Source organism: Nostoc sp., assembly GCF_036918015.1.
GTDB lineage: Bacteria > Cyanobacteriota > Cyanobacteriia > Cyanobacteriales > Nostocaceae > Nostoc.
This window is the reverse complement of sequence record NZ_JBALEO010000082.1, coordinates 1-24,827: the sequence shown is the minus strand read 5'-3', so window position 1 is coordinate 24,827 and position 24,827 is coordinate 1. Positions and strand designations below refer to the sequence as shown.

The 24,827-nt window shown below is 40.0% G+C and carries 23 protein-coding genes and 1 tRNA gene; 7 read left to right on the top strand and 17 right to left on the bottom strand.

The genetic code is table 11. From position 1 onward, the window contains the following. Positions 1-24 precede the first annotated feature (24 nt). The 3 genes from V7K61_RS23650 to psbD all read right to left on the bottom strand — a co-directional run bounded on the left by V7K61_RS23650 (position 25) and on the right by psbD (position 4,373). Entirely contained in the window at positions 25-1,764 is a 1,740-nt protein-coding gene (locus V7K61_RS23650; RefSeq protein ID WP_335057024.1) for an iron uptake porin, read from the bottom strand. Between the two features lie 491 nt (positions 1,765-2,255). Next, positions 2,256-2,537: a 4a-hydroxytetrahydrobiopterin dehydratase gene (locus V7K61_RS23645; RefSeq protein WP_335057022.1), complete on the bottom strand. Its 282-nt coding sequence runs from the start codon at positions 2,535-2,537 to the stop codon at positions 2,256-2,258. Between the two features lie 780 nt (positions 2,538-3,317). Beyond that, positions 3,318-4,373, bottom strand: a complete 1,056-nt coding sequence (gene psbD / locus V7K61_RS23640) for a photosystem II D2 protein (photosystem q(a) protein) (RefSeq protein WP_012409998.1) — start codon at positions 4,371-4,373, stop codon at positions 3,318-3,320. A gap of 310 nt (positions 4,374-4,683) precedes the next feature. Between psbD and V7K61_RS23635 the strand changes: the two genes are divergently transcribed. The 6 genes from V7K61_RS23635 to V7K61_RS23610 all read left to right on the top strand — a co-directional run bounded on the left by V7K61_RS23635 (position 4,684) and on the right by V7K61_RS23610 (position 7,410). Further along, a complete protein-coding gene (locus V7K61_RS23635) occupies positions 4,684-4,956 on the top strand; it encodes a hypothetical protein (protein WP_335057020.1) in 273 nt (90 codons plus the stop codon). 13 nt (positions 4,957-4,969) lie between these two features. After that, positions 4,970-5,647, top strand: a complete 678-nt coding sequence (locus tag V7K61_RS23630; RefSeq protein WP_335057018.1) for an ABC transporter ATP-binding protein — start codon at positions 4,970-4,972, stop codon at positions 5,645-5,647. 271 nt (positions 5,648-5,918) lie between these two features. Then, the gene (locus V7K61_RS23625; RefSeq protein ID WP_335057016.1) at positions 5,919-6,467 is read left to right on the top strand and encodes an NYN domain-containing protein; all 549 of its coding nucleotides are present in this window, start codon (positions 5,919-5,921) and stop codon (positions 6,465-6,467) included. A 147-nt stretch (positions 6,468-6,614) separates the two neighbouring features. After that, positions 6,615-6,686, top strand: a tRNA-Asn gene (locus tag V7K61_RS23620). A 10-nt stretch (positions 6,687-6,696) separates the two neighbouring features. Then, complete coding sequence (locus V7K61_RS23615) at positions 6,697-6,897, top strand: hypothetical protein (RefSeq protein WP_335057014.1); 201 nt, start codon at positions 6,697-6,699, stop codon at positions 6,895-6,897. A gap of 309 nt (positions 6,898-7,206) precedes the next feature. Continuing rightward, the gene (locus tag V7K61_RS23610) at positions 7,207-7,410 is read left to right on the top strand and encodes an NACHT domain-containing protein (protein ID WP_335057012.1); all 204 of its coding nucleotides are present in this window, start codon (positions 7,207-7,209) and stop codon (positions 7,408-7,410) included. A 180-nt stretch (positions 7,411-7,590) separates the two neighbouring features. Here V7K61_RS23610 and V7K61_RS23605 read toward each other — a convergent pair whose 3' ends face one another. The 3 genes from V7K61_RS23605 to V7K61_RS23595 form a co-directional block, all read right to left on the bottom strand. Then, complete coding sequence (locus tag V7K61_RS23605; RefSeq protein WP_335057010.1) at positions 7,591-7,974, bottom strand: nuclear transport factor 2 family protein; 384 nt, start codon at positions 7,972-7,974, stop codon at positions 7,591-7,593. A gap of 361 nt (positions 7,975-8,335) precedes the next feature. Further along, positions 8,336-9,175, bottom strand: coding sequence for a M56 family metallopeptidase (locus V7K61_RS23600; RefSeq protein ID WP_335057166.1), 840 nt, complete (start codon positions 9,173-9,175; stop codon positions 8,336-8,338). Continuing rightward, entirely contained in the window at positions 9,175-9,594 is a 420-nt protein-coding gene (locus V7K61_RS23595) for a BlaI/MecI/CopY family transcriptional regulator (protein WP_099102645.1), read from the bottom strand. Before V7K61_RS23595 ends, V7K61_RS23600 begins: the two co-directional genes overlap by 1 nt. Positions 9,595-10,030: 436 nt before the next feature. Here V7K61_RS23595 and V7K61_RS23590 point away from each other — a divergent pair, with 436 nt between their 5' ends. Beyond that, the gene (locus V7K61_RS23590) at positions 10,031-10,771 is read left to right on the top strand and encodes a 2-phosphosulfolactate phosphatase family protein (RefSeq protein WP_335057008.1); all 741 of its coding nucleotides are present in this window, start codon (positions 10,031-10,033) and stop codon (positions 10,769-10,771) included. 87 nt (positions 10,772-10,858) lie between these two features. Here V7K61_RS23590 and rfbD read toward each other — a convergent pair whose 3' ends face one another. From rfbD to V7K61_RS23535, 11 genes are all read right to left on the bottom strand, one after another. Further along, positions 10,859-11,749 carry a dTDP-4-dehydrorhamnose reductase gene (rfbD, locus tag V7K61_RS23585; RefSeq protein ID WP_335057006.1) on the bottom strand — a complete coding sequence of 297 codons (891 nt, stop codon included), beginning with the start codon at positions 11,747-11,749 and terminating at the stop codon, positions 10,859-10,861. Between the two features lie 353 nt (positions 11,750-12,102). Next, positions 12,103-12,648, bottom strand: coding sequence for a dTDP-4-dehydrorhamnose 3,5-epimerase (gene rfbC / locus V7K61_RS23580; RefSeq protein ID WP_335057004.1), 546 nt, complete (start codon positions 12,646-12,648; stop codon positions 12,103-12,105). A 131-nt stretch (positions 12,649-12,779) separates the two neighbouring features. Continuing rightward, on the bottom strand, positions 12,780-13,856 hold the full coding sequence (locus V7K61_RS23575; protein ID WP_335057002.1) for a glucose-1-phosphate thymidylyltransferase: 1,077 nt from the start codon (positions 13,854-13,856) through the stop codon (positions 12,780-12,782). A gap of 91 nt (positions 13,857-13,947) precedes the next feature. Next, positions 13,948-15,042, bottom strand: coding sequence for a glycosyltransferase family 4 protein (locus V7K61_RS23570; protein WP_335057000.1), 1,095 nt, complete (start codon positions 15,040-15,042; stop codon positions 13,948-13,950). After that, positions 15,042-16,229, bottom strand: a complete 1,188-nt coding sequence (locus V7K61_RS23565; RefSeq protein ID WP_335056998.1) for a glycosyltransferase family 4 protein — start codon at positions 16,227-16,229, stop codon at positions 15,042-15,044. Before V7K61_RS23565 ends, V7K61_RS23570 begins: the two co-directional genes overlap by 1 nt. Positions 16,230-16,234: 5 nt before the next feature. After that, positions 16,235-17,203 carry a GDP-mannose 4,6-dehydratase gene (locus tag V7K61_RS23560; RefSeq protein ID WP_335056996.1) on the bottom strand — a complete coding sequence of 323 codons (969 nt, stop codon included), beginning with the start codon at positions 17,201-17,203 and terminating at the stop codon, positions 16,235-16,237. Between the two features lie 194 nt (positions 17,204-17,397). After that, the gene (locus tag V7K61_RS23555; RefSeq protein WP_335056994.1) at positions 17,398-18,159 is read right to left on the bottom strand and encodes a hypothetical protein; all 762 of its coding nucleotides are present in this window, start codon (positions 18,157-18,159) and stop codon (positions 17,398-17,400) included. Positions 18,160-18,383: 224 nt separating this feature from the next. Next, the gene (locus V7K61_RS23550) at positions 18,384-19,964 is read right to left on the bottom strand and encodes an MBOAT family O-acyltransferase (RefSeq protein ID WP_335056992.1); all 1,581 of its coding nucleotides are present in this window, start codon (positions 19,962-19,964) and stop codon (positions 18,384-18,386) included. After that, positions 19,954-22,347, bottom strand: coding sequence for a glycosyltransferase (locus V7K61_RS23545; RefSeq protein ID WP_335056990.1), 2,394 nt, complete (start codon positions 22,345-22,347; stop codon positions 19,954-19,956). Before V7K61_RS23545 ends, V7K61_RS23550 begins: the two co-directional genes overlap by 11 nt. After that, a complete protein-coding gene (locus V7K61_RS23540; protein ID WP_335056988.1) occupies positions 22,344-23,549 on the bottom strand; it encodes a glycosyltransferase family 4 protein in 1,206 nt (401 codons plus the stop codon). The genes V7K61_RS23545 and V7K61_RS23540 overlap by 4 nt, the downstream gene beginning before the upstream one ends. Further along, on the bottom strand, positions 23,549-24,827 hold a 1,279-nt coding region (locus V7K61_RS23535; protein ID WP_335056986.1), incomplete at its 5' end, for a class I SAM-dependent methyltransferase. The genes V7K61_RS23540 and V7K61_RS23535, both read right to left, overlap by 1 nt.

Genomic DNA, 24,827 nt, shown 5'->3' with positions numbered 1-24,827 from the left:
AATTGTCAGTAGATAATCAACACTCTAGAAGGTGAAAGTAGTTCTGAGCGTACCGATAATAGCATCATCGTTATCGCTGTTTTGACCAGGAGAGGTCAACCAGATTACACCAGGAGTTACAGAGATGTTATCCGACACACGGTACTTGTAGAAGCCTTCAAAGTGATAGGGTATATCATTGTTGCCACCAAAACCTGGGCGGTTAAAGGAATAGGGTTCTGCACCAGCAAAAACACCTAAAACGTTACCTTTTTTACCGAAATCAGGTAAAGCTACCCCTAAACCGTAGCTCCAAGCTTGATAATCATCACCTGCACCTGCACCTGTAACATCGTGGTAAGAGACGAATCCACTAACGGACAGTTTGTCGCTAGGTCTAAACGCAGCCGACACACCGTAGGAGTTGCTGTTAGATCGGGTTACACCTGCTGCATTACCTAAAAAGTTAGCTTGTCCAGTACCTACATCAAAAGCTCCAGTTGCTCCGTCTGTACCAGAGTCAAATAAAACACCACTGGCACTATATGCGTGGACGTAGGTAGCAGCTAAAGCCAAGCGATCGCCTACACTAAAGTTCAACTGTCCTAAAGCAGCATAGTCACCATTGGTCAGACCTTGATTGACACCATTTTGAAGACCAGGAACATTCGCTTGTGATGCCAAGTAACCCGCAGTGATTGAACTATTTCCTAAAATACCGCCACTTTTACCAAGGGGCAAATTGAGCGCTATACCAGCACCGCCACCAATCCGATAGATGGGACTTTCAGAAGCAAAGCTAGATAAAGCGCCATTGCCGCCATCAGTATTGTCAAAAAAGTAAGGATTGTTGACAGCAGCATATTGGCTGTGTCGTCCGCCACTAGCTGCGAGGTAAACATTGGCTGGGCCAATGGGAACTTCATAAGTTAAGCGGTCTATTCTGACGCTGTTGTTACCAGCGCCATTACCAACTTGAAAGGTTTGTGTGCCTTCAGCAGTACCAATCGGATTATTAGCGTTGTCAAATTGTGTAAAGGCTGTTGCATTACCTGCTGCGAGACGAGTATGTAAAACGTCTTTACCAGTGAAGCTGGTTTGCAAGTCTAAACGTACCCGGTCTTGGAAGACGGTATTGTTGTTGTCACCAGTGTTACCTCCAAACACATCAGTAACACCAAAAATGGCTTCACCGACTAGTTTTGTGGTGGTGGAGAACTGATTCGCTTCCAATTCAGCAGTCCGCGCTTCTAAGGAATCTACGCGACCACGTAGAGTTGCCAATTCTGCGGAAAATTCTTCTTGCAACCGTTGTAAGGTAGCTAAATCTTGTTTAGTTACCAAGTCAGCTGTTGCTGTGGCAATCAATTCGTTAACCCGATCCAAACAGGCATTCAAACCAGCAGCAAATTCATAACGGGTCAAAGCACGATTACCGCGATAAGTCGCATTTGGATAACCTGCAATACAACCATAGCGCTCAACCAAGGACTGTAATGCTTGGAATGCCCAGTCAGTAGGTTGTACATCGGAAAATTGAGAAACCGATGTTACTTGAGACTGAGAATTACCTTGGTTGCCTTCGTTGCTGTAGCGATTAACTTGATCTATGGTTGTTTGAGCCAATATTTCTGGCTGTTGGGCAACTTCGGTTACACCTAGTTGTTTGGCTGCTGATACTTGTGTGGTTGGGTTTGGGGCCGCCATTGCTGTTGCCGAAACTAACAATGTTGCTCCCAAAACTGCTGGGCTAACCACTAAGGATTTCCATAATAGATTAGACATCTTCACTTTACTCCTCACACCTTGTTTAGATAATTGGTTTCGTTACACCTAATTCTCGAAAATGCGACATCTCATTGAAACCTATGGATGAGGCATAGTTGGCACTACTACAATTTTAGTTTTTGCAAAGCTAAATAAACAATTAACTTGGGGTTAAAAACTTATGTGATTAACTTATGCAAAAACATATCTTTATATCATAACATTATAAAACATCTGATCTAGATGGCAAGATTGCAGCGATCGCCTTAATAACTGTCACACATACTTATCTAAATATCTAAGCAGGGAGTAGGGTTTGGGTCATTCGCTCTCTACGCAGGCTAAATTGCTGAAAGCTTTAGACACTTAGCAGTTTGCCATCAAAAATTACTTCTTCCACTTACCCCTAATATAAATCTCACGCCAGTTAGAACACACTGGCTCGGCTATACAAACCGTATATCGCAGTGACTTTCTGTAGTCTGGCGCAAGATGTTAGAAGAAATCAGTTAGTTGATCTGGGAAATCACCCGTGCTACATCAAAGTCTGGCTGGGTCAATCCGCCTGCATCATGTGTTGTAAGTGTAATCTTCACTTTATTGTAGGAAATCTCTATATCTGGATGATGTCCGGCTGATTCAGCCGGCTCAACTAGTTTATTGACAAACTCAATTGCTTCAATAAAATCTTTAAATGTGCGGGTAATTTGCAACTTGGAGTCTTTAACAGTCCAATCTGACAGAACCTTTGCCTGTTCTTGAATTTCCGCTTCGGTGAGTTGTTGTGGCATATCAAGAAATTCCTACTTATATATTTGTTACAACATTTTGCATCTGACAAAAGCAAACTGTTTTTATTCTCCACACAGAACGTATGGGAGGATAAATTCAGCCACAATGCGTATGTCTAGATTTAAATCAAACTTAGCAGATAGACGCTATTTCTCACGTTTGGTCATACTCGAAGGTTTAACGCAAGATATTTATGCTTTTTAAGAAAACTTAAATAGGTTGCCTTTGTTCATGGCAGCCATCGCTATCTATTTTTTAAAAGTAACCATTGATAAAACAAAAATCACCTATAAAAAACTATCCGCCCTGATTTAGATCGGATGATCTAAGTCAGAGCGGTCTAGCGGGTCTTCAGGTTGCAACCAGACTGCCGGAAGGAACTCCAGCTTGCCTAGCTACTTGAGCTAACTTAGTATCTCAAAGATAACTAAGGCTAACTTTTAGAGAACAGCCCCGGCGCGCAGCCGACTAACTGCAACCTGATGACCCATGCATTTACTACTTTCTATCATGGGCATCACCTCCTTATTGCCTAAGCGGTCTTAGTTTTCAAAGGGCAGAGGATTTACTCTGGGTTCATAACCTTCACCTAACATAACATATAAATTTAGAGATATTAACCATATATAGAAAAAATCTCCCACCTTTTTGATGGGAGATTACTGGAGAATAGTGAGAATTGACACTTTATTGGGTGATTACAAGGAGATTATTTTATCTGGGTGTGTCAATTTTCGCCAAGCACAAACTTAATTCAGGTCATGGTCAAATTTGAATTCTTAGAGAGCGTTACCGCGAGGTAGAACTTCTTCAGGGAATACAAATTGTTCGTGGGGTTGATCTTGAGGAGCCATCCAAGCGCGGATACCCTCGTTCAGCAAAATGTTTTTGGTATAGAAGGTTTCAAACTCAGGGTCTTCCGCCGCCCGCAATTCTTGGGAGACGAAATCATAAGCCCGCAGGTTGAGTGCTAAACCGACGATGCCGACGGCGCTCATCCACAAGCCTGTGACTGGCACGAACAACATAAAGAAGTGTAACCAGCGCTTGTTAGAGAAAGCAATACCGAAAATCTGTGACCAGAAACGGTTTGCCGTCACCATTGAGTAGGTTTCTTCCGACTGGGTAGGATTGAAGGCGCGGAAGGTGTTAGCACCATCACCGTCTTCAAACAAGGTATTCTCAACTGTCGCACCATGAATGGCGCACAATAAAGCACCACCCAATACACCCGCAACACCCATCATGTGGAAGGGGTTGAGTGTCCAGTTGTGGAACCCTTGCAGGAATAGTAGGAATCGGAAAATTGCTGCTACGCCAAAGCTGGGTGCAAAGAACCAGCTTGATTGTCCCAAGGGGTACATCAGGAATACGCTGACGAATACTGCAATGGGAGCTGAGAAGGCGAGGGCGTTGTAAGGACGGATACCTACTAGACGCGCAATTTCAAATTGCCGCAACATGAAGCCAATCAAACCGAAGGCTCCGTGTAGGGCAACGAATGGCCACAAGCCACCCAGTTGGAACCAACGGGTGAGGTCGCCTTGAGCTTCTGGGCCCCATAACAGCAATAGGGAGTGTCCCATGCTGTCGGCGGGGGTGGATACTGCCACTGTCAGGAAGTTAGCACCTTCTAAGTAGGAGGAGGCTAATCCGTGGGTGTACCAAGAGGTGACGAAGGTGGTGCCGGTCAGCCAACCGCCTAGTGCTAGGAAGGCGCAGGGGAATAGTAGTATCCCTGACCAACCTACGAATACGAAGCGATCACGCTTGAGCCAGTCGTCGAGAACGTCAAACCACCCTCTACTAGGGGCACGTCCAACTGCGATGGTCATTAGAGCAAATCTCCAAATGTTTATAAGTACAGGTTGTATCTGTATTATAGATGGCTATATATAAGCCTTCCATAAGCAGAAAGTTAACCAGGTTGTTAACCAAGTTTACAATTTTTTACACACCTTTAATCATATTAGGTGTAAATCGCTAATTTTTCTAGGGGTTTTGTCATAAAAATTAATTTTTGATTCAGATGAGCGAGATGAACAGAAATTCCCAGTCCCCAATCCCCAGTCCCCAACCACCATTTCCCTAGAATCACTCAGCTGACGCTAAAATGAGTCCACAGTTAAATTTGATTATTGCTAAATGTTTACCATCGATTTAAGCATCAGAAACACTGCTTTCCCAATCTCAGTACAACGTAAGTCAGCAGAGGATGCTGAGGCTGTCTATCAGCTAATTTTGGCAGCAATCCGTTCTGGGAACCCTGACATTGTAGAACTCAAGTGCGAAGGCAAGACAGAGAAAAAAATTGCTGTCCGCGCTAGTGAAATTTCTGGGGTGCAGATTGTTCAGAAAGATGGTACAACCCCTGGTGGCAGCAGACCACCTGGCTTTTTCGCTGTAGCTGCTGAGTAACCAAGGTTGACAAATGGCTCAAGTGGGCATTGAGGTCAAGGATTTAAATTTCAGTTGGCCTAATGGAGAGAAAGTTATCAAATCTTGCTCTTTAGAAGTACCCAAGGGTGAGTTTTGGATGCTCTTGGGTACAAATGGCAGCGGAAAATCTACTTTACTGAGACTGCTGGCGGGGTTATTAGCTCCTGAATCTGGCGAAATTCGGGTTTTGCAACCCGTTGGCTTTGTCTTCCAAAATCCGGATCATCAACTGGTGATGCCAACGGTTGGTGCTGATGTGGCTTTTGGATTGGTGGAAGAAAAGTTGCCACCTGCTGCTACCAGAGCCAGGGTTGAGGAGGCGCTTGGAGCGGTGAATTTGCTTACTTTGCAACGACGGCCTATTTATGCACTCTCTGGGGGACAAAAACAGCGAGTCGCGATCGCAGGTGCGATCGCCCGTCGCTGTGAAATTCTATTATTAGATGAACCCACTGCCTTACTAGATCCAGATAGCCAGTTGGATTTAGTTGCTGGTGTCCGCCGCCTTGTCAAAAGTCGAGGTATTACAGCCCTTTGGGTGACACATCGATTAGATGAGCTAAATTATTGTGACGGCGCCTTCTTGCTAGAAAAAGGCTCTCTGGTTGATAGTGGTGAAGCCCAACGCCTCAAACAACGTCTGATGGAGGTACACAGTGAAGCCTCCTAATTCAGTGCTGAGTAATGAGTGCTGAGTAATGAGTGCTAAGTAAATAAGTAAAATTCATTGTACTTAGCACTCTTGAATACTACTAATAAAGAACTGTAACGCGCCTTTTAAACAAAGGCGCGTTTTAAGTTGATGCGTCTATCTGAGGTTTGAGTTTTGTGAGGCTGCCGTATTTTTTATTCTGTGTAGCATAGTGTTACAGACTATGCATCAATTATTATAAAACTTATGAATGAATTTTGTTAACTCTAGAAAATTGTGATTAAAAACCATGCCCCGTTCCTTACTCCAAGCCGTTTTGTTAGTGGACGGCTACAATATCATAGGCGCTTGGCCTTGCCTTAAAAAAACGCGTGATAGCGTTGGACTAGAGGCAGCACGGGGCGAACTTGTGGAAGCGATGACTGGTTATAGTGCGTTTCAAGGTTACACAACTCAGATAGTTTTTGATGCTCAATATCAGAATAGCTCTAGTAATAAAGAAATTATTACTGAGCTTTTATCTGTTTATTACACTGATTTTGGGCAAACAGCAGATACTTATATTGAAAAATCCTGCGCTTCTTTTCGCCACCAAATAGCCCAATCGTTGATTTCGCGTGTGATTGTTGCTACATCAGATCGCGCACAGCAGTTGATGATCCAAGGGTATGGGGCTGAATGGTTGTCAGCACAACAACTCTGTGGGGAAGTGGAAACCACTGTTTGCCGAATGCGACAAAAGTATCATACGCGCAAACAATCTAAGAGTCGGTTTTTAGCTAATGCCATTGATGCTAAGGCGCGGCAGCGTCTGGCTGAATTACGAATGGGATTGTAGTAGATATTTAGTATCTCAGAGTCTCTGCTTAAGTTCCTGAATCGATTTTGGCTGCAAAATTTCTATAAATTAAGTTTCTAAAAAAAATATTGGCGAAAGTACTTGCCAAATACTATTTTTAGCCCTAAGATTATAAATCGTGAGTGGTCCTCAGTAGCTCAGTGGTAGAGCGATCGACTGTTAATCGATTGGTCGCTGGTTCGAATCCAGCCTGGGGAGTTTAGCAATTTTGGATTTTAAATTTTGGATTCTAGATTATCCATCAGAGATTTATTTATGGTCGCTTGACTCGACTGTGAATTTTCTGAATCATGGGTATTTTAGTGCTTGTCCTAAACAGGTGCTGGAATTTCAACAACGTTTGCGATCGCATTCATTAACGGTCTGTTTTGCACTTGTAGCAGTCAACATTGGGCTATTTGCCAAATAGATATTTTCTCAAATACCACGTTTAAGGCAAGAGACGCGGTGAATCGGCTAAGGCAAGAGACGCGATAAATCGCCGTCTCTACAAATTGGTATGGCGATTTATCACGTCTTTGCGATCTGCAAAGACATTATGGGACTAGTGGTATTGTTTTAAGTGATTGCACTTAAATTGCTGAAATTAGAATAACGCTTTACATGACTTCTGGAGCGCTGCCTGACTGCCTGACAATCCTTTTGTGGCTGCGGGGAGATTGAAGATCCCAGGCTGTTTGTCGGTCGTAAAGATGAATTACACGCGATCGCATCTCGGATGAAGGGCGATCAGACTACAAGTATTAGTATAGTTGGCGAGAAGCACATTGGTAAATCTTCGTTGCTACATTATTTTGTTCGGACTTGGCAGCAGCGAGTATTAAACAACAGCAGTAATTATGTGGTAATTTACCTACCGTTACGGGGTGTAGATTGCCAAACTGAAACAGCAACGGAACAGAAAACCGGGATAAGAAAATAAAATCAAAAATATTGGCAAAATTCAAATCACACTTCAATTGGTACAGGTTTCTCCGTGGCGATCGCTTGGGTTAAAAGCGGCTCATCAAATCCAAGCGCGTAACTTTCTGTACGGATGCTTACTTCACTCAGGATACAGAAGAAGGCCGCCCGCCGATGCCTGTTCGTTCTTTGCGCGTGGTTACGCCTTTGGGGTGGACGATGGAAGTGGACAGACTTCCATAGCTTGAATCAAGCCGTGTTCAAGGGTGAATCGATGGCCCACGTGTTCATCGGCAAGAACTGCGTAAGCCTTGTCACGCACGACCTGATGCACATCGACCAAAATGCGCCCGGCCTCCTCCGAGTAAAAGGAAACCGGCTCGACGTGCGGATTGATCTCGCTCCATTGCTCCGTCCAGTAAGCGCGAACTTCTTCAGACCCACGGACAAAACCGCCTTTGAACGCTTTCGGCCAAGCCACGTCCGCAGTCATGAGGGCAAGGGCAGCGTCAATGTCTCGCGCGTTGAAGGCTGCGTACGCCGCACGGAGCAATTCGATTTCTGGTGCAGGTTGATCTGACATTTATTGGTATGGTGAACCAGATGCAGTAAGGACTAATAATTTATTGTACTTTGGTGCAAAAGTATATAGAACAGTTGCTAGAAGAAGAATAAGCTTAATTCGTAATTCGTAATTCGTAGTTCGTAGTTCGTAGTTACCGCTTGTTAATTTGTTCTTATCGCAATTTTCGTTATAAACACTACGAGTTTTGTTACCAACGCTATAAGTTTCGTTACTAACGCTACGAGTTTCGTTAGCAACGCTACGATTTTTGTTACAAACAATCTGATTTTCGTTACAAACACTACGTTTTGGTTACAAACATTGTAATTCTCGTTACAAACATCACGATTTTATGCTGTAGTAGCTTGCTAAATTCAACTTAACTATGAAATATCACAGACAGTAAAGGCAGGAACGCTAGCAAAAAGCCATGCCAAGATTGCAATTGAGCTTCTGGGGTTGCTTCTGGTGGTGCTAATAAAGCTTCTACTCTTTGTTCTAAACGATCTGCACCAGAGGAACCTAATGCAGCACAGCAAATTTCCGATAAAACGGGGCCGCTACTAACCACTAATAAAAGTGATTCCGCTAGTACCAGAGGATCTACTTGCAATGCAGCATAACCGTCGGCACGAAGTTCGCGCAAAGCTAACAGTTCTTCCCACAAAGGCTCTGTATTCGGCAACCATGCAGTGCAAAAACGCACCCAACCCAGCCAGAAAAACCAGAACGTATCCCTGTAATGGTGATGCCCTTGCTCATGGGCTAAGACGCTTTCTAAATGAGCGGGTGAAAGAGTTTGCATTAATCCTTGGCTAACCACTAGCTCTGGTTGCCAAAAACCGATTTGACCTGCAAACAACGCGCCCGTTTGCAGCAGTCTGGCTCGTCTATCGCCAACATTCACCAAAGGACAGTTACGGGCAGATTCTACAGACTGCCAACCCTGGAAGGCAAGTTTAATGCATGAAATGGCAAAAAATGCTAAATAAATTAATGCTAGTAAATAGCTAATTGAGCCTGTATACATTCCGCCCATTTGTCCTTGAGGCCCCATGAACAGCACCGCGATCGCAGTCATGAAAATTAGCAAGGGTGGGAAGAGGAATAGAAACAGCGATCGCTGCCACCGCAAACTCCAATTGCCTTGGGGTTGATTCCAAGCGGATCTTAACCACCAAGCGACTGCCAAAGCATTCAAAATCATTATCAGATGCATCATTGTTCCTCCCTGGCTTGGCGTGCAGATTGAATACGTTTGGCGATCGCTGCTATTTGCTCGCTAGCTGCTTCATCCAGACTATCAGCAAAGGCAGCAACAACATCGGGATTCCCCACCGCTAGAAATCGCTGTAACTGCTCGTGAGCTTTGATCACATCTGATTGCTGCTTACTCAGCATTGGCCGCCAATAAAATGCCCGCTCCTTCTTGTCGCAGGCTAGCCAACCTTTATCAGTGAGGCGACGTAAAACGGTGGTGACAGAAGTATACGCTAATTCGCGGTTGGGATCGGCGAGAATGCGATCGTGTACATCCTTGACTGTGGCTGAACCAAGTTCCCAGATAATATTTAAAATTTCCGCTTCCAACGGGCCTAAAGATAGTTGTTTAGGGCGGTAGTCGGGTAAAGGTGCCATAGCGATTTCAATGGGGAGTGGGGAGTGGGAGAGACACGATTAATTGCGTCTGTACTGGGGAGTAGGGAATGAGTAAATATTTGTCCCTTTGGGCTGTAGCCTTATAACTGTAACTTTTTCCCCATTTAGAAAGTCTGTTCTTGTTTTAGATTACAAGATAGTGCAGCAAGTCTGAAAGTCTAAAATCATAAAAATGGGCTTTTTGAATATTGATTAGGGATTGAAAATTGGGCATCGGGCATCGGGCATTGGGTATTTTCCTCTGCTCCTCTGCTCCCCTGCTCCCCATTCCCCACTCCCATCTATGTATTGAATGAGATACATTTTGTATTTTGATGGTAAAAATTTTCCTGGAGCAATTGTGACTATAGTTATTGACACCAACTAGGTAGAATGTTATTTACGGCAGTAGTATTAAAACAAGTGTATCCAGCCCGTGAAGTTATTCGTATACCACACTCCTGAATTGACTCCAACGGATAAAGCGCCAGAATGTGCGATCGCAGTTGATGTCTTGCGAGCCACTAGCACAATAGCGACAGTTTTGGCATCTGGAGGCGAAGCTGTACAAGTATTCAGCGATTTAGATCAATTAATTGAAGTTAGCGAAAAATGGCCCCCTGAAAAACGTCTGCGGGCTGGAGAACGCGGCGGCGCGAAAGTCACTGGCTTTGAGTTGGGAAACTCTCCCCTCGACTGCACGCCAGAATTAGTGCAAGGGCGACGTTTGTTTATCAGTACCACAAATGGCACTCGTGCTTTACAACGGGTACAAGATTCTCCAAATGTATTAGCAGCAGCCTTGATTAACCGGGCGGCAGTGGTGCAATTTCTTTTAGAGAAGCAACCAGAGACAGTGTGGATTGTCGGTTCTGGTTGGGAAGGCAGTTATTCCTTAGAGGATACAGTTTGTGCGGGTGCGATCGCTCATAGTATTTTGCAGCAAACCAAGTTGTCACCTGAAGAACTCGCTGGGAATGATGAAGTAATTAGTGCGATCGCTCTTTACTCTCAATGGCAAGATAACTTATTAGGATTACTTCACCAAGCTAGTCACGGCCAACGATTGTTGCGTCTTGACTGCCAAGAAGATTTAAAATATTGTTCCCAAACTGATATTTTAGATGTCTTGCCAATACAACATGAAACGGGAGTATTAAAAAGTCAGAAGAAATAGGGAATGGGGAATAGGGGGGCAGGGGAGCAGGGGAGCAGGGGAGCAGGGGAGCAGGGGAGCAGAGGAGAATAATCAATGCCCAATGCCCTATGCCCCATGCTCAATTTTCAAATTTGTGAGCATTTGCCGAAGTCTTTGTCGCCAATGGGCGGGATAAGTCCCTACAATTGTGGCAATTTTTCCACAAGCGAGGACGGAATAAGCAGGGCGACGGGCTGGTGTCGGATATTCGGCGGTTGTAATGGGGACAATACGTTCAACTTTCAAAGGGAAGCTTAGTTGTTGGGCTTCTTCAAAAATAGCGACGGCAAAATCATACCAGCTAGCAACGCCGCTATTAGTGTAGTGATAAGTGCCGCTAATTTCTGGAGTTAACAGGGGAATAGTCTGGGCTATAACTGTGGCTATATCTTGTGCCCAAGTCGGGCTACCAATTTGATCGGCGACAACACGAAGTTCTTGGCGTTCTGCACCTAGTCGCAGCATGGTTTTGACAAAGTTACTTTTGCCAAAAGTTCCATAAACCCAAGCTGTGCGGAGAATGAGATGATGGGCGCAAGTTTCCCGAATAGCTTCTTCTCCAGCGAGTTTGGTTTTACCATAAACACTCAAGGGATTAGTTGTGTAGGTTTCTTGGTAAGGGCTACAGCCATTGCCATCAAAAACGTAATCAGTCGAAATATGAATTAAAAAAGCTCCTAACTTTTGGCTTTCTTGGGCAAGAATTAGGGGTGCAGTAGCATTAATCGCGATCGCAAGTTCGGGTTCGCTTTCGGCTTTATCTACAGCAGTGTAAGCAGCAGCGTTAATGATGATTTGCGGCTGCTTGGATCTGATAATGTTGCGGAGGGTATCGGGTTGGGCAAGGTCTACTGTTGGGCGTGCTACCGAGATAATATCGCCATAAGATGAGAGTATTTGTTGTAGTTCCTTGCCCACTTGACCGTTGCTACCAATCAGCAAAATTGATTTAGTCATTTGTCATTTGTCATTTGTCATTTGTCATTTGTCATTTGTCATTTGTCATTTGTCATTTGTCCAAGAGAAGCCATGCCCACTCTTTATCGTGGTTTGAATTAGTCTGATGAAAGACAAAGTTTTTCCGTCCACCATAAAAAGTAAGCTTAGGGTATCACAAGAGACGGGGTATGTACTAATGACCAATGATCAATGACTAATGACCAATGACCTCTTGCAAAAGTCCCTAACACCCCACCCCCAACCCCTCCCCGCAAGCGGGGAGGGGAGACAAAGCGTAGCTTTGGCGGGGTGGGGTTCTTTCTTATTTTTGATTTATGCAAGAGGTCTAATGACCAATGACCAATGACTACTTAATCAAATACTTCAGCAGCTCTGAAAGATTTACCAGCTTGGTCTTTAGCTGATAAAATTGGTGGCGCACTTAAGGGCCAATCTATCGCTAAATCTGGATCGTTCCATAGAATTGTGCGATCGCTTTGGGGCGCGTAGTAATCTGTAGTTTTGTAGAGAACTTCAGCTATTTCTGAAAGCACGAGGAAGCCGTGAGCAAAGCCTAATGGTATCCACAGTATGCGTTTGTTCTCAGCACTGAGTTCTGAACCCACCCATTTACCAAAGGTAGGAGAGCTTTTTCTAATATCTACAGCTACGTCAAAAATAGTACCAGAAACAACCCGGATGAGTTTCCCTTGGGGTTGTTGGATTTGATAGTGCAATCCACGTAGGACGTTTTGTTTAGAGCAAGAGTGGTTATCTTGGACGAAGTTCGTAACAATCCCTATCTCTTGAGCAAATTTTTGCTGGTTGTAAGCTTCAAAAAATAAACCGCGATCGTCTCCAAATATTTGGGGTTCAATTTGCAGAACTTCAGGAATCTTGGTATGTACAATGCTCATTAATATTGCTCATTAATATTATTTATAGGATGTGCCGCAGTGTTCTGATTATTAGATGAATTTCGCATTCATATTTTACAGGCACTATGTTCCAACTTTGACAGTGACTTGTCTTATTTTTAACAAGTAAATCACGTTAGTTCAATTTGACAATCATCGCCAATCATAAATCGCAAGGCTTTAGGGCGACGGGGTGCAAGACTCAATTGTGCCCTTTGTCCAATCACACTATCAATAATACGCTGATGGATGCCGGCAATTTTAGCACCTTCTAAAATAACGCTGTGTTCTAAATCGGTATCAATAAGTGTGACATCGTTAGCGATGCTACTATAAGGGCCAATAAAGCAGTTTTCTAAATGGCAATTGTTACCAACGATCACTGGCCCGCGAATTGTGCAGTTAATTACTTTAGATTTTGCACCGATTTGGACTCGTCCAATAATCTGACTTTGGGCATCAATTTCGCCCACAACTGATGCTGTCAGATAGGTATCGAGAATTAATCTATTAGCTTCTAATAAATCATCTTTTTTGCCAGTATCTAACCACCAGCCTTGGAGATTGTAGGCTACAACCTGCTTTTCCTGATTAATGAGGTATTGAATAGCATCAGTGATTTCCAACTCGCCTCTCGTGGAAGGTTGGATATTTGCGATCGCATCAAAGATGAGGTGAGAAAAGAAATAAACCCCTACCAATGCCAGATTTGAAGGAGGAACTTTGGGTTTTTCAATTAACTGTAATACTCGTCCTGTTTCATCCACCTGAGCCACGCCAAAGGCACTAGGGTTAGCAACTGAACGTAAGAGAATCAGAGCATCTGGCTGTTGTTGGCTAAATTGTTGCAGAAAATAACGTAACTCACCTAGTTGAATCAAGTTATCGCCCAAGTACATGACAAAGGAAGAATCTCCTAAAAAAGGACGGGCGACTTGGACGGCGTGAGCAAGTCCAAGTGGCTGGTCTTGTATGATGTAGGTGATGTTCGCTCCAAAGTTTTCTCCATTTCCGGTTTTCCCTTGGACTTCTGCTCCGGTTTCTGGACTGATAATGATGCCAATATCAGTAATACCAGCCGCGACCATTTCTTCAATGCCATACCATAAAACCGGTTTGTTAGCAACTGGAACAAGTTGTTTTGCCCCGCTGTACGTGAGGGGACGTAAGCGTGTACCTTTACCGCCAGAAAGAATGAGTGCTTTCATAAGGATTTAGGATTAATTACAAGTCATTAGTCAAGATAATCTGAAAACTTGACAAAATCCCAAATCATTGCATTTAAATTCTGGCGTTAGTTTATAGGTAACGGGATAACACTTCGGCGGTTGCTTTTCCTGTTTTTTCCCAACTGAATTGTTGAGAGTGAGTGATACCTTGGCTAGAAAGGCGCGATCGCAATTCCGAATTAGTTGCGATCGCCTGCATTGCCTCTGTAATTTCTGCTGTGTTGTAGGGATCGATCAGAATCGCCGCATCGCCAGCTACTTCAGGTAATGAGGAGAGATTGGAGGTAATGACGGGAGTGCCACAAGCCATTGCTTCGAGGACAGGTAAACCAAAACCCTCCCAGAGACTGGGGAAAACAAGAGCGATCGCTTGATTGATGATTTTTGGCAATTCGCTGTAAGGAACATAGTTAAGGAACTTGACTCGATTACTTATTCCTAGTTCTTTTACTTGCCCCTGTAAAATTGAGGTGTAACGAAGATCGGTCGGACCTGCCAGCCACAGTTCATAATCACTACTGTTTGGTAATGCAGCAAAGGCGGTAAGAAGTGTGTTCAGGTTTTTGTAAATGTCTTGACGACCGATGTAGAGAAAGTAATTACAGGTAGGTAGATTGAGAGGAGAAAAATGAGTGCGATCGGGAGCAAGGGGAATAGAGGTAATTTTGCTAGCTGGAATTTGGTAAAAGTCTATGATGTCCTTAGCTGTGGCATTGGAGTTACAGATAATATGTTGTGCTTGGTTGAGTACTTGAGGAACATAGTAACGATGGTACGATGTCAACCGTGAAAAGCGTTTAGGAAAGCGCAACGGTATCAGATCGTGAGACATCACCACAAAACGACAGTTAGTATAAATTGGTGCTTCTGGCAAAGGTGAAAATAACAGATGGGAGCGCAAATTTTTATAGATTTGCGGCAGTTGAAATTGCGTCCAAATCAGGCGGCGAAAATGTCCTTTCGTTCCTTGGGCGGGAGTAAGATTATCAGGGACTAAATAGCAGTTAAAGTCTGGGTAATTTTTGGCTGTTAATAGAGTAGGTTGAAGAAATTTTAAATAATGAACAAGATGATCGGCATAGTTGCTTATTCCTGTTGGTTTTGATAACAAAATGGATAAGTTAATTATTAATTTATTTGCAGATATGTTTTTTACTATATTCATTAAATAATAGCTCTATAAGCTTTTAAGGTTTCTTTTGCCGTTCTTTTCCAAGAAAATAATTTTGCTCTTTCTCTACCTTTAATAATTAATTCTTGACGTAATTGAGAATCACTGATGACTTTCAGAATAGCTTCAGCCAGTTGAACAAAATCACCAGGATCAATCAAGATAGCAGCATCTCCTGCAACTTCTGGTATTGATGAATTATTAGCAGAAACAACAGGTGCGCCAAGTGTCATAGCCTCTAAAACAGGTAGACCAAATCCTTCATAGTGAGAAGGATAAACGAAAACATCAGCTTTTGAATAAAATAATGCTACCAATTCATCAGATAAGTAGTCAAGATGATGAATTTGACTTTTCCAAGGTGAATTCTCAATATCCACAAATATTGGTTTGTAATTCCAACCTTTTTTACCAATCAGTATTAATTGATGATCGATTTTGTATTTTTGCTTTAACAAATTAAAAGCAGATATAATAGCATTAATATTTTTTCTCGGCTCTAATGTACTGACAAAAAGTAGATAAGGTTTAGAAAAATCATAGCAGCTAACTTGTTTTTCTAAAGTCTGAATATTTTCTTTGTCAGACAAATAACTAGAGTAGTAGCGACTAGCTAAAGGGGTAACATACACTTTTTCGGGAGCTACTTCTAAATAACTAATAATGTCCTTTTTAGAGCTTTCTGAAATTGTCAAAACTAAGTCTGTCCATTGCAAACATCGCTTTACTCTTTGTGTATAATTTTTTGCACCTGAATCTATATAATTCGGATATTTAATAAAAGTCAAGTCATATATATTCATTACTTTTAGGCTATTATTACAAGGATAAACTGAATAGTTTGTTCCATGTAATATATTGGGATAATCAAAACATTGTTCAAAGTAAGTTTTTAAATAAAACAGCAATAAATCTGAAATTGGAGTTGACGTAAATAATAAATCTGAGAATTTCGCAAGTATAGGCAGTATATGAATGCGAGAATAATCACTTAAAGAATTAGGTACAGTTTGTTTACCTAAAAGCCAATTTTTAAATCCTGGTTGATAGGCAATACTCAGTTGAAATTCTTCTTGGGATTGTAAAGCATTAAGTGAGCTAATTAAATTAGCAACATAAAAGCCAACCCCAGTTGGTTTTGTAAATACTGGGGTTGCATCAACGACAACTTTTAGTACCAAAATTTTTAGGCTCCGCCGATGCTCAATTTTTTGAGGTCATAATCAACCATTAACTCGACTAATTGCTCAAAGGAATAATCAGGCTGCCACCCGACATTAGTCTTAATCTTATTAATGGAACCGACTAACTGTACAGGTTCGTCAGGACGGTAAAATGCAGGATCAACTAAGACATAATCTTGCCAGTTAAGTCCAACACAATTGAAGGCACATTCAACAAGTTCTCTGACAGAGTGTGTTTCACCACTAGCAATGATGTAGTCGTCGGGTTGCTTTTGCTGCAACATCAGCCACATAGCGTAAACAGCATCTTTGGCGTAGCACCAATCACGACGGGCATCTAGGTTGCCTAATTTGAGTTCATTTGCAAAACCTAATTTAATTTGAGCAACTGCGTGCGTGATTTTGCGAAATACAAATTCTGTCCCACGTCGAGGCGATTCGTGAGTATAAGTAATACCACAGCAGTTGTAAAGGTTGTATTTTTGACGATAGTTGACAGTCATCCAATGAGCGTAAGCTTTGGCAACACCATAAGGATTCCGGGGACGAAAGGCAGTGCGTTCGGTTTGGGGCGATTCATCAGGTTGGCCAAAAACTTCACTGCTAGAGGCTTGGTAGAATTTAGCTTCAGGTCTGCAACGACGAATGGATTCTAAGAGGCGAGAAACACCTAAAGCTGTATATTCAGCAGTAAGAGCAGGTTGTGTCCAAGAAAGAGGAACGTAACTTTGAGAAGCGAGATTATAAATTTCGTCAGGTTGAGCTTCAGCGATCACATCCATCAAAGAGGACTGATCTAAAAGGTCGCCAGATACAATTTGAATTTGGTTAAATAAATGGTTGATACGTTCTAAATTGCTGGTGCTGGAACGACGAACTAAACCAAAAACTTGGTAGCCTTTTAGCAAGAGCAGTTCGGCCAGATAAGAGCCGTCTTGTCCAGTTAATCCTGTTATTAATGCTTTTTTCATTACCAATTTTATCAGTGTATTTGTTAGTCTGTGTAAGTTCACTACCGGATTCAAGAAAGATACTTTATTTCGATGTTTTAATAATAGTAACCTTTAATGATTAACATCTCCTTCATCAAAAATAGCTATATTATTCAACATTGTTAAAATTAAACTATACTCTCCAGGTGAAATGAGTGTATTAAGATTAGCATTTAGTTTGACTGAAGTCCTGTAGAAGTTGTAGTTGAGAGAAAACAATTTAATAAATTAATTATTTGTCTTGTTCTGATAAGTACTCCTCTATGATTTAGATGATATATCGTGTTAAAAAAAAGAGATTTGTCATACATAAACTCTCTGTAATCTCCAAGTACAGCTACACCAATACTTTTGTAAAAAAACTCTATATCTCTAAAATATTGTTTATAACTAGGCTGTTCATATACATCAAACCACATAGTATTTGGCCATGTAGCAATTAACCTGATTTTGTGACTATGACACCATTTTGCAAATTCCCTTATTACTCGAAATTCACGGCTACTATACGATAATTTTGTTATCTGTATCGGTCCTTGCCTATTAAGTTCTGCACGCTCTTTTTCTGTTATATTAGACTCTGCATTCCCCAAAGCATCTCCACTTATACCGATCCAAGCTGATAGCTCTGTCGCTGGGTAGGGATGATGCTTAGTAACAATCCCATACAATAGGCGGTTAAATGATATCTTGGTTATAATCCAGGGGTTTTTCAGCAAGTATAAAGTATCATGTGCTAACACATAATCGATAAGAGAATTCATGCCTTCTTTATCAGGTAGAGAATTTGGATAATATAGTGCATATTCTAAAGGTAAGATAATCGTATCTCTTGGTTTTAAAATCATTTGGACACGATGCAATATGTAATCAATACCAAATCCTACATAGATGGCAGCATTAACAGTAGGAATGCCAATCTCTTCTGTAATCATTTGACTACTGATGCCATATAGGGAATTTGAACCAGAAGTGATAACTAGCTTAGGAGTGTTTATAGAATTTGCAAAGCTTAACTTTATGGTATCCATGCCATAATAAAAACTAGAAACTTTCGTGTCTACACCTAACTGATAAAATACAGCTAATAAGAAAACACTACAACAGATCAAAAAACTAAATAAAAGATTTTTCAAAAAGTTTAAGTAGATCATAATTATTAAAAGCTAAAGTATAAAAATTCACTACTAGGGGCTGATAAAAGCATTTTTGTGGATATAAATATTAATATTCCAACTATTACGCTAAATACAAAACTTGGTTTCCATTGAAGCTTTTGCCATATATCAATACTCCTATTTGACGCATTTAACTTATTAGAATATTCAGCGTAGTCAAGTGCTGGTTCATATTTTCCCATCCACTGCTGAGTATTCGGCGTTATCCACACAATTGAGAGCAGGAAAGAAATTTGTAGCATTACATTTAGTCTTGCAACATTGAATACTGGATCGATTTGGTTTATCCAAGCATTTATCAAGATTAATTGTATTGGGAAAGGATTTAATTGGAACATTTCGGTTGTTCCACTCATACTTTTTATAATTTCTATCCCAGTATTTATATTATTAGCTCTAAAGAAGACCCATGCTATTAGTACAGCTAAAAAAGTGAGTATAGAAGCTATTAATTGGCTCCACCATTGGCTTTTTTGCAAATTATGTCCCAGTGATTTCCGAAAAGATTGGAATTGATGGTTAATAATTAGGTATACACCATGTAGTCCACCCCAGATAGCAAAGTTCCAGGCTGCTCCATGCCAAAGACCACCCAATAGCATAGTAATCATAAGGTTGAGATAACGACGCAGTTTTCCCTTACGATTACCACCTAGAGGAATGTATAAGTAATCTTTTAGGAAGCGAGAGAGAGTCATATGCCATCGACGCCAAAAGTCAATTATATTAACTGCCTTATAAGGCGAGTTAAAGTTAAGTGGGAATTTAATTCCAAACATCCGAGCTGTACCAATAGCCATATCTGAGTAACCAGAAAAGTCAAAGTACAACTGTAAGGAGTAGGCAATCGCTCCTACCCAAGCTTGAAAAAATGTTAATTGTAAGCTTTGATCAGATATATCAAAAACTGGATTGGCATAGACTGCTATACTGTCAGCAAATACTACTTTCTTGAATAATCCTAGAGAAAAAATGCTGATTCCAACAGCTATATGCTGATAATGCAATTGATAATATTGACATTGATCAAGCTGAGGAATCATCTCACCATGATGAACTATTGGACCAGCAATTAAGTGAGGAAAAAAACTGATAAATAAGCAGTGTTTAAAAAAGTTATGTTCTTTAACTTCACCTCGGTAAGTATCTACTAAATAAGCTATTTGATTAAAGGTTGAAAATGATATAGCAAGTGGTAAAACAATAGATTGAAGATTAAAAGAGGTTCCAAACACTTCATTAGTGCTTGTCAGAAAAAAATTCATGTACTTAAAATAGCCAAGTAAACATAAATTAGTTAGTACACTCAAGATTAACAAATATTTTGGTTTAAAAACTCTTACATAATGCCTGCTAATAGCTATACCAATAAAATAATTAAATAGGATTGAAGAAATAAGTAGTATTAAATAGTAAGGATTCCAGCACCCATAAAAGAAAAAAGATGCTGCTGTTAGCCAAGGAATTGCTAATTTATAAAATTTAGAATTACTAATTTGGAAAAAAATCAACAGAGTAATTGGTAAAAAGATGAAAATAAATTCAGGGGAATTAAAAAGCATCTGCTATTTGAGAATTAACTACTTTACTAATAACTTTTGTGTAAAACTTAGCTGCAATTTCGTATGAAGAATAATTAGCAGCAAAAAAAGCTGCATTTTTACCTAACTGCTTTCTAGCTGCTGGATTACGCATTAACTCTTCTAAATAAGCTACTAGTTGTGGAATTTCTAAATCACCTATATCTACTTTCCAGCACACATGATTAGGTATTTCAGAAAATTGTTGATAGTTACTTGTAATACAAGCTTTACCATAGCTCAACACTTTCATTAAAGCAGCAGAAGATTCGCCTAAGCTTGGATATCTTAGATTGAGAACAATATCGCTCATACAAATACAGGCTTCAAAATCTTCATCACTCAAATAACCACTAATCGTTACATTTTTTGCAATTCCTAATGATTCAATTTTTTCTTCTATCATAAGTGATGAATCTATTACTTCACCACCTATAAATAACTGTACAGGATAACCCATATCTGTCAGTATTTTGATTGCTTCTAGAATTACAGGTATACGCTTAAGTACATTAACAAAACCAAAAGTTGATACCAAAAATTTATCATCTGAAATACCAAAACGCTTTTTCAGTGCTATCTGTTCATCTGAACTCTCTAATAATTGATTATTAACACAACCAATAGGAACAACAAAAACATTTTTAACATCTCGTAGTTGCTCTTTTACCCAATGACTATGAACTATAGTGGCAACACTTTGCTTCACTAAAGCATGGGACATTGGAAATTTCCAGACATCTGGATAAATTCCCTTACATTTCACCGCTTCATAACTACATTTTCCTATTTCTCCATATCCCCTACCTAGAGCATCCGCATATAAACGCTCATCATCAGTTCCTAAAAATGAATCTGCTAAAAATGGGTGAATATTAAACTCATGTAGTACAGTGATACCAGGGTATTGCCACGCCATACGGTAAATTTCTTTATGGAACTTAGTATTATTGCCAATATGGTAAATAATACAATCATATTTATCCTTTTCTTCAGGTAGGGCAGAAATACTAATCAATGATAATTCTAAATCATCTGTAATATGCTCTTTTAAATTTTCAACATACACAGTAATATCTACATACTTCTTTAGATGACGAACAATTTCAAAACTATAGTTTGCAATCCCTGAGCGCTGAGGTGGCCAAGGTGATACATAAGCAACTTTGTATTGCTGTAATTTTCCTAATACAGTATTATCAAATATAGTGTTGATAAATAAACGAAAGTAGCTAGCAGTAGTTTTTTCCCAAGTAAACTCTTTAGCACGTCGAATCAGCTTTTCTTTCCTATTTTCATTGTATTGAGATTCTTGAAGAGCTTTTTTCAAAACAAAAGCCATATTTTTAGGATCATCAGGTGAACAATAATAGGCTAAATCTCCTACGATTTCTGGTATCGATGAAACTTCAGTTGTTACAATTGGTAATCCACACGCTAGTGCTTCTAGTACAGGTAGACCAAAACCTTCATAACGTGAAGGAAAGAAAAACAGGCTAGCTCCCCGATAAAGAGTAACAAGATCCTCGTCCTCTACGTACCCCGTCAAGATGAGTTTATCTGTAACGCCAAGTCTATCTGCTAATTTCTCGTAATTTTGTTTATCCTCATTGCTGTAATTACAGACAACATAGAACTTATAATTACCAAAGTTTTGATAGTTTTCTTTCGTGAGATAGGCAAAGGCTTCAAGGGCTGCATTCATATTTTTCCTTGGATCGAAGCCACCTATAAATAAAATATACGGATCTTTAGATTTATCCTTGGGTGAAATGAATGGCCAAAATATTGTATGGTCTACAGCTAAATGTATTACTGTAGATTTATTAGCAACACAAGGGTATCTTTTTTCAAAATCATTTTTTGCACTTTCTGAAATAAATATTAATTTGTTAGCCCAAGTAGGGAGTTTTTCAATCCGCCGTTTATACTCTGTTTTTACATGATCTGGCCACTTGGAAATATAGTAATCAGACATTACTAGTGGTATAAGATCATATATTGTCACAAAAACCGTTACATTATTTAATTCTGTTGGTAAAATAACATTCATCATCAATGGGTTAGGAACCCAATAAGCATCAATATCAAATTCAGATACTATTGCTTCCAAAAGATGACTATAATGTTTTGTTTGTTTTGTATAATCACCTTCAGTTATTGATTCTTTCACAGTAATAGGAGTTAGTCTTTTTTGTACTGCTGTACTAAAATGCTTTAAATCTGAAAGATCGTGAACAGTTATAAACCAATCTATATTTAAAGCTTTTAGTACCAATTCTTCACAGATACGCTTAAAGACTATACCAATTCCACGATTAATCTCTGGTGTAGATAGGGTTTGACCATCAATTAAAAAATTCATCTTTGATACGCACCTCTTAAAAAAGATTCTATAACGCAATCCCAAGAATAATTACGTTTTACATAACGCTTCCCATACCTACCTATAATTTTACCTTTATCTTGAATACTTAAAATTTTTAATGCAGCTTCAAATTCTTCACTAGATAAAATTGAAATACCTCCTCCTGTGTTTCGGCAATGTGCAGTAGTTACTTTACACTCCTCATGTACAATAACGGGTATTTCGCAAAGCCACGCTTCCATAATCACTAGTGAAAAGCTTTCATTCTGTGACAAGTTTATCAATCCTAATGCTTGTGAGATAATTATGTATTTATCTGTTTCAGGGACGAATCCTAAATCTAAAAACCCCTCTTCTAAGGGTACAAGATTAGTATCGCCTCCTCCCAAGAAGACAAGGTTGGCTTCACCACCATTTGCACGATAATTTTTAAAAAACTGTATTAATGTAAGTATGTTTTTTCCAATATCTTTCCTACCAACATATATAAAGAATTTTCTTGGGAGATTATAATGGGAAGTTATTCTAGTTACTAAAGATGAGTTCAGAATTAAGCTATCAATATCAATTGGTAATTCTACTCCTACCCCAATTACAGTAGCTTCTATAATTTTCCGCCCAAAAGAATTACCATAATATTTTATTGCTAAACTTTTTTCTTCCTCTGTCAAAAAGAAAATATGGCGGCTCAATTCCAGCATCTCTACTGTAGTAATCCATCTAAACTGAGGCTCATCATGAAAGCAAGGCATAATGCTAGCCCTACCCTCTAATGATTGAATTAGAGAATAAATTAGCCCTTGTGTATAGGGAATCCCAATAACTAAATGTCCTTGTGTATTGTTTTTTGCATAATGAATCAACTCCTCACTATTAATAGTATTTTCAACAAATTGACGTTGATATTTTTCCTCTATCTCTTGTCTCTGAATAATTCTCTGGTTAATTTCATGATAAGTTTCTTCACCATGACGTTTTACAGGAAAGCGGCGTACTGTAACGCCATTAATTTTTTCAACACCTGAAGGAAGTTTATTCTGCCACCAATTATCAAAAGGAGAACAACAACAAGTGGTTAAAACTTGGACGTCAAAGCCCCGCCTACTTAAATTTTCTGCTAGAGTTCTCACTGCGACTTCTGCTCCTCCAGCAAAATTATCATACCAAGGAGTTACAAATGTAATTGGCATATTAGTCATCAATATTTTTTGGCAATTACTGCAAAATCAGGAGATGCGTAGAAGTTAAATTTAACAATTTCAATCAAAGGATTTAGTTGTGATGCTAAGGGGTTATCTGATTCAACTAACTGAAGTGAATCTTTGAGCCTATGTTCACTAAGACGCATTAGCTGTACATCTGAAAATCCACGTTGCTCTAACACAAATTTAATAGTTGGTGGAAATAATGGATTCAGATGAGTGGGATCTGAATAAAAATTACAAGCACCAACAACTAAATTTTCTGGATTGGGTGACTCAAAAATAGCTAACCCACCAGAATTAAGTACTCTTACTGTTTCATCTACCAACTTGATCAATATTTTAAACGGTAAGTGCTCGAGGATATGGAATCCAGTAACTACACTTAGACTGGCATCTGGTAGACTTTGTAAATATGCAATTACATCAGACTCAATTACCTCAAGTCCTCTATTTATACAATGGTCTAGCATCACCCTATTAATATCTATGCCTTTGGCTGTATATCCTGAATCTTGTAGCAACTCCAGCCATTCACCACGCCCACAGCCCACATCTAAAATTGGGTATTCAGGTGTACCTACTTTTGCTTCCGCAATCAATGGCAAATAAACTTTTAATCTATTTACAATCTCTTCACGGCTCCCTCGAAACTGCTCTTCAAATGCAAAATAAAATGCATCTAAAAAGTGAATATCTTCATTAATAAATGTTTGCAATTGCTCTTGACTAAAAGGTTCTTCTAAACGTTTTTTTGCCTCTTCCAGAAACACTGTTATTAGACGCTTCTGCTGTATTAGATCGCTTTTAATATAACTATCATTTCTGATGTAACGCTCATTTATTTCTTGAGTCAGACTATCTGTTGTAATTAAATTCTCATTTAGTCTTTCTATACGACTATCTGTTGTAATTAAATGCTCATTTAGTCTTTCTATACGACTATCTACAATACTTTTATACTCATCTATTCCTTCTACTCGCATATTCACGGTATCCAAACCTTCTTGAATACCAGTGAGCCAGTTACTAATTAAAGTATCAATAGCATTTAAGCTGTCATCTATTCCTTGGATACTGTTATCTATAGCAACTATGCGCTCATCTAACTCTTGGAAGCGATTATCCACATCAACTATGCGCTCCTCCAACCCTTGGAAGCGATTATCCACATTAACTGTGCGCTCATCTAACTCTTGGAAGCGATTATCCACATCAACTATGCGCTCCTCCAACCCTTGGAAGCGATTATCCACATTAACTGTGCGCTCATCT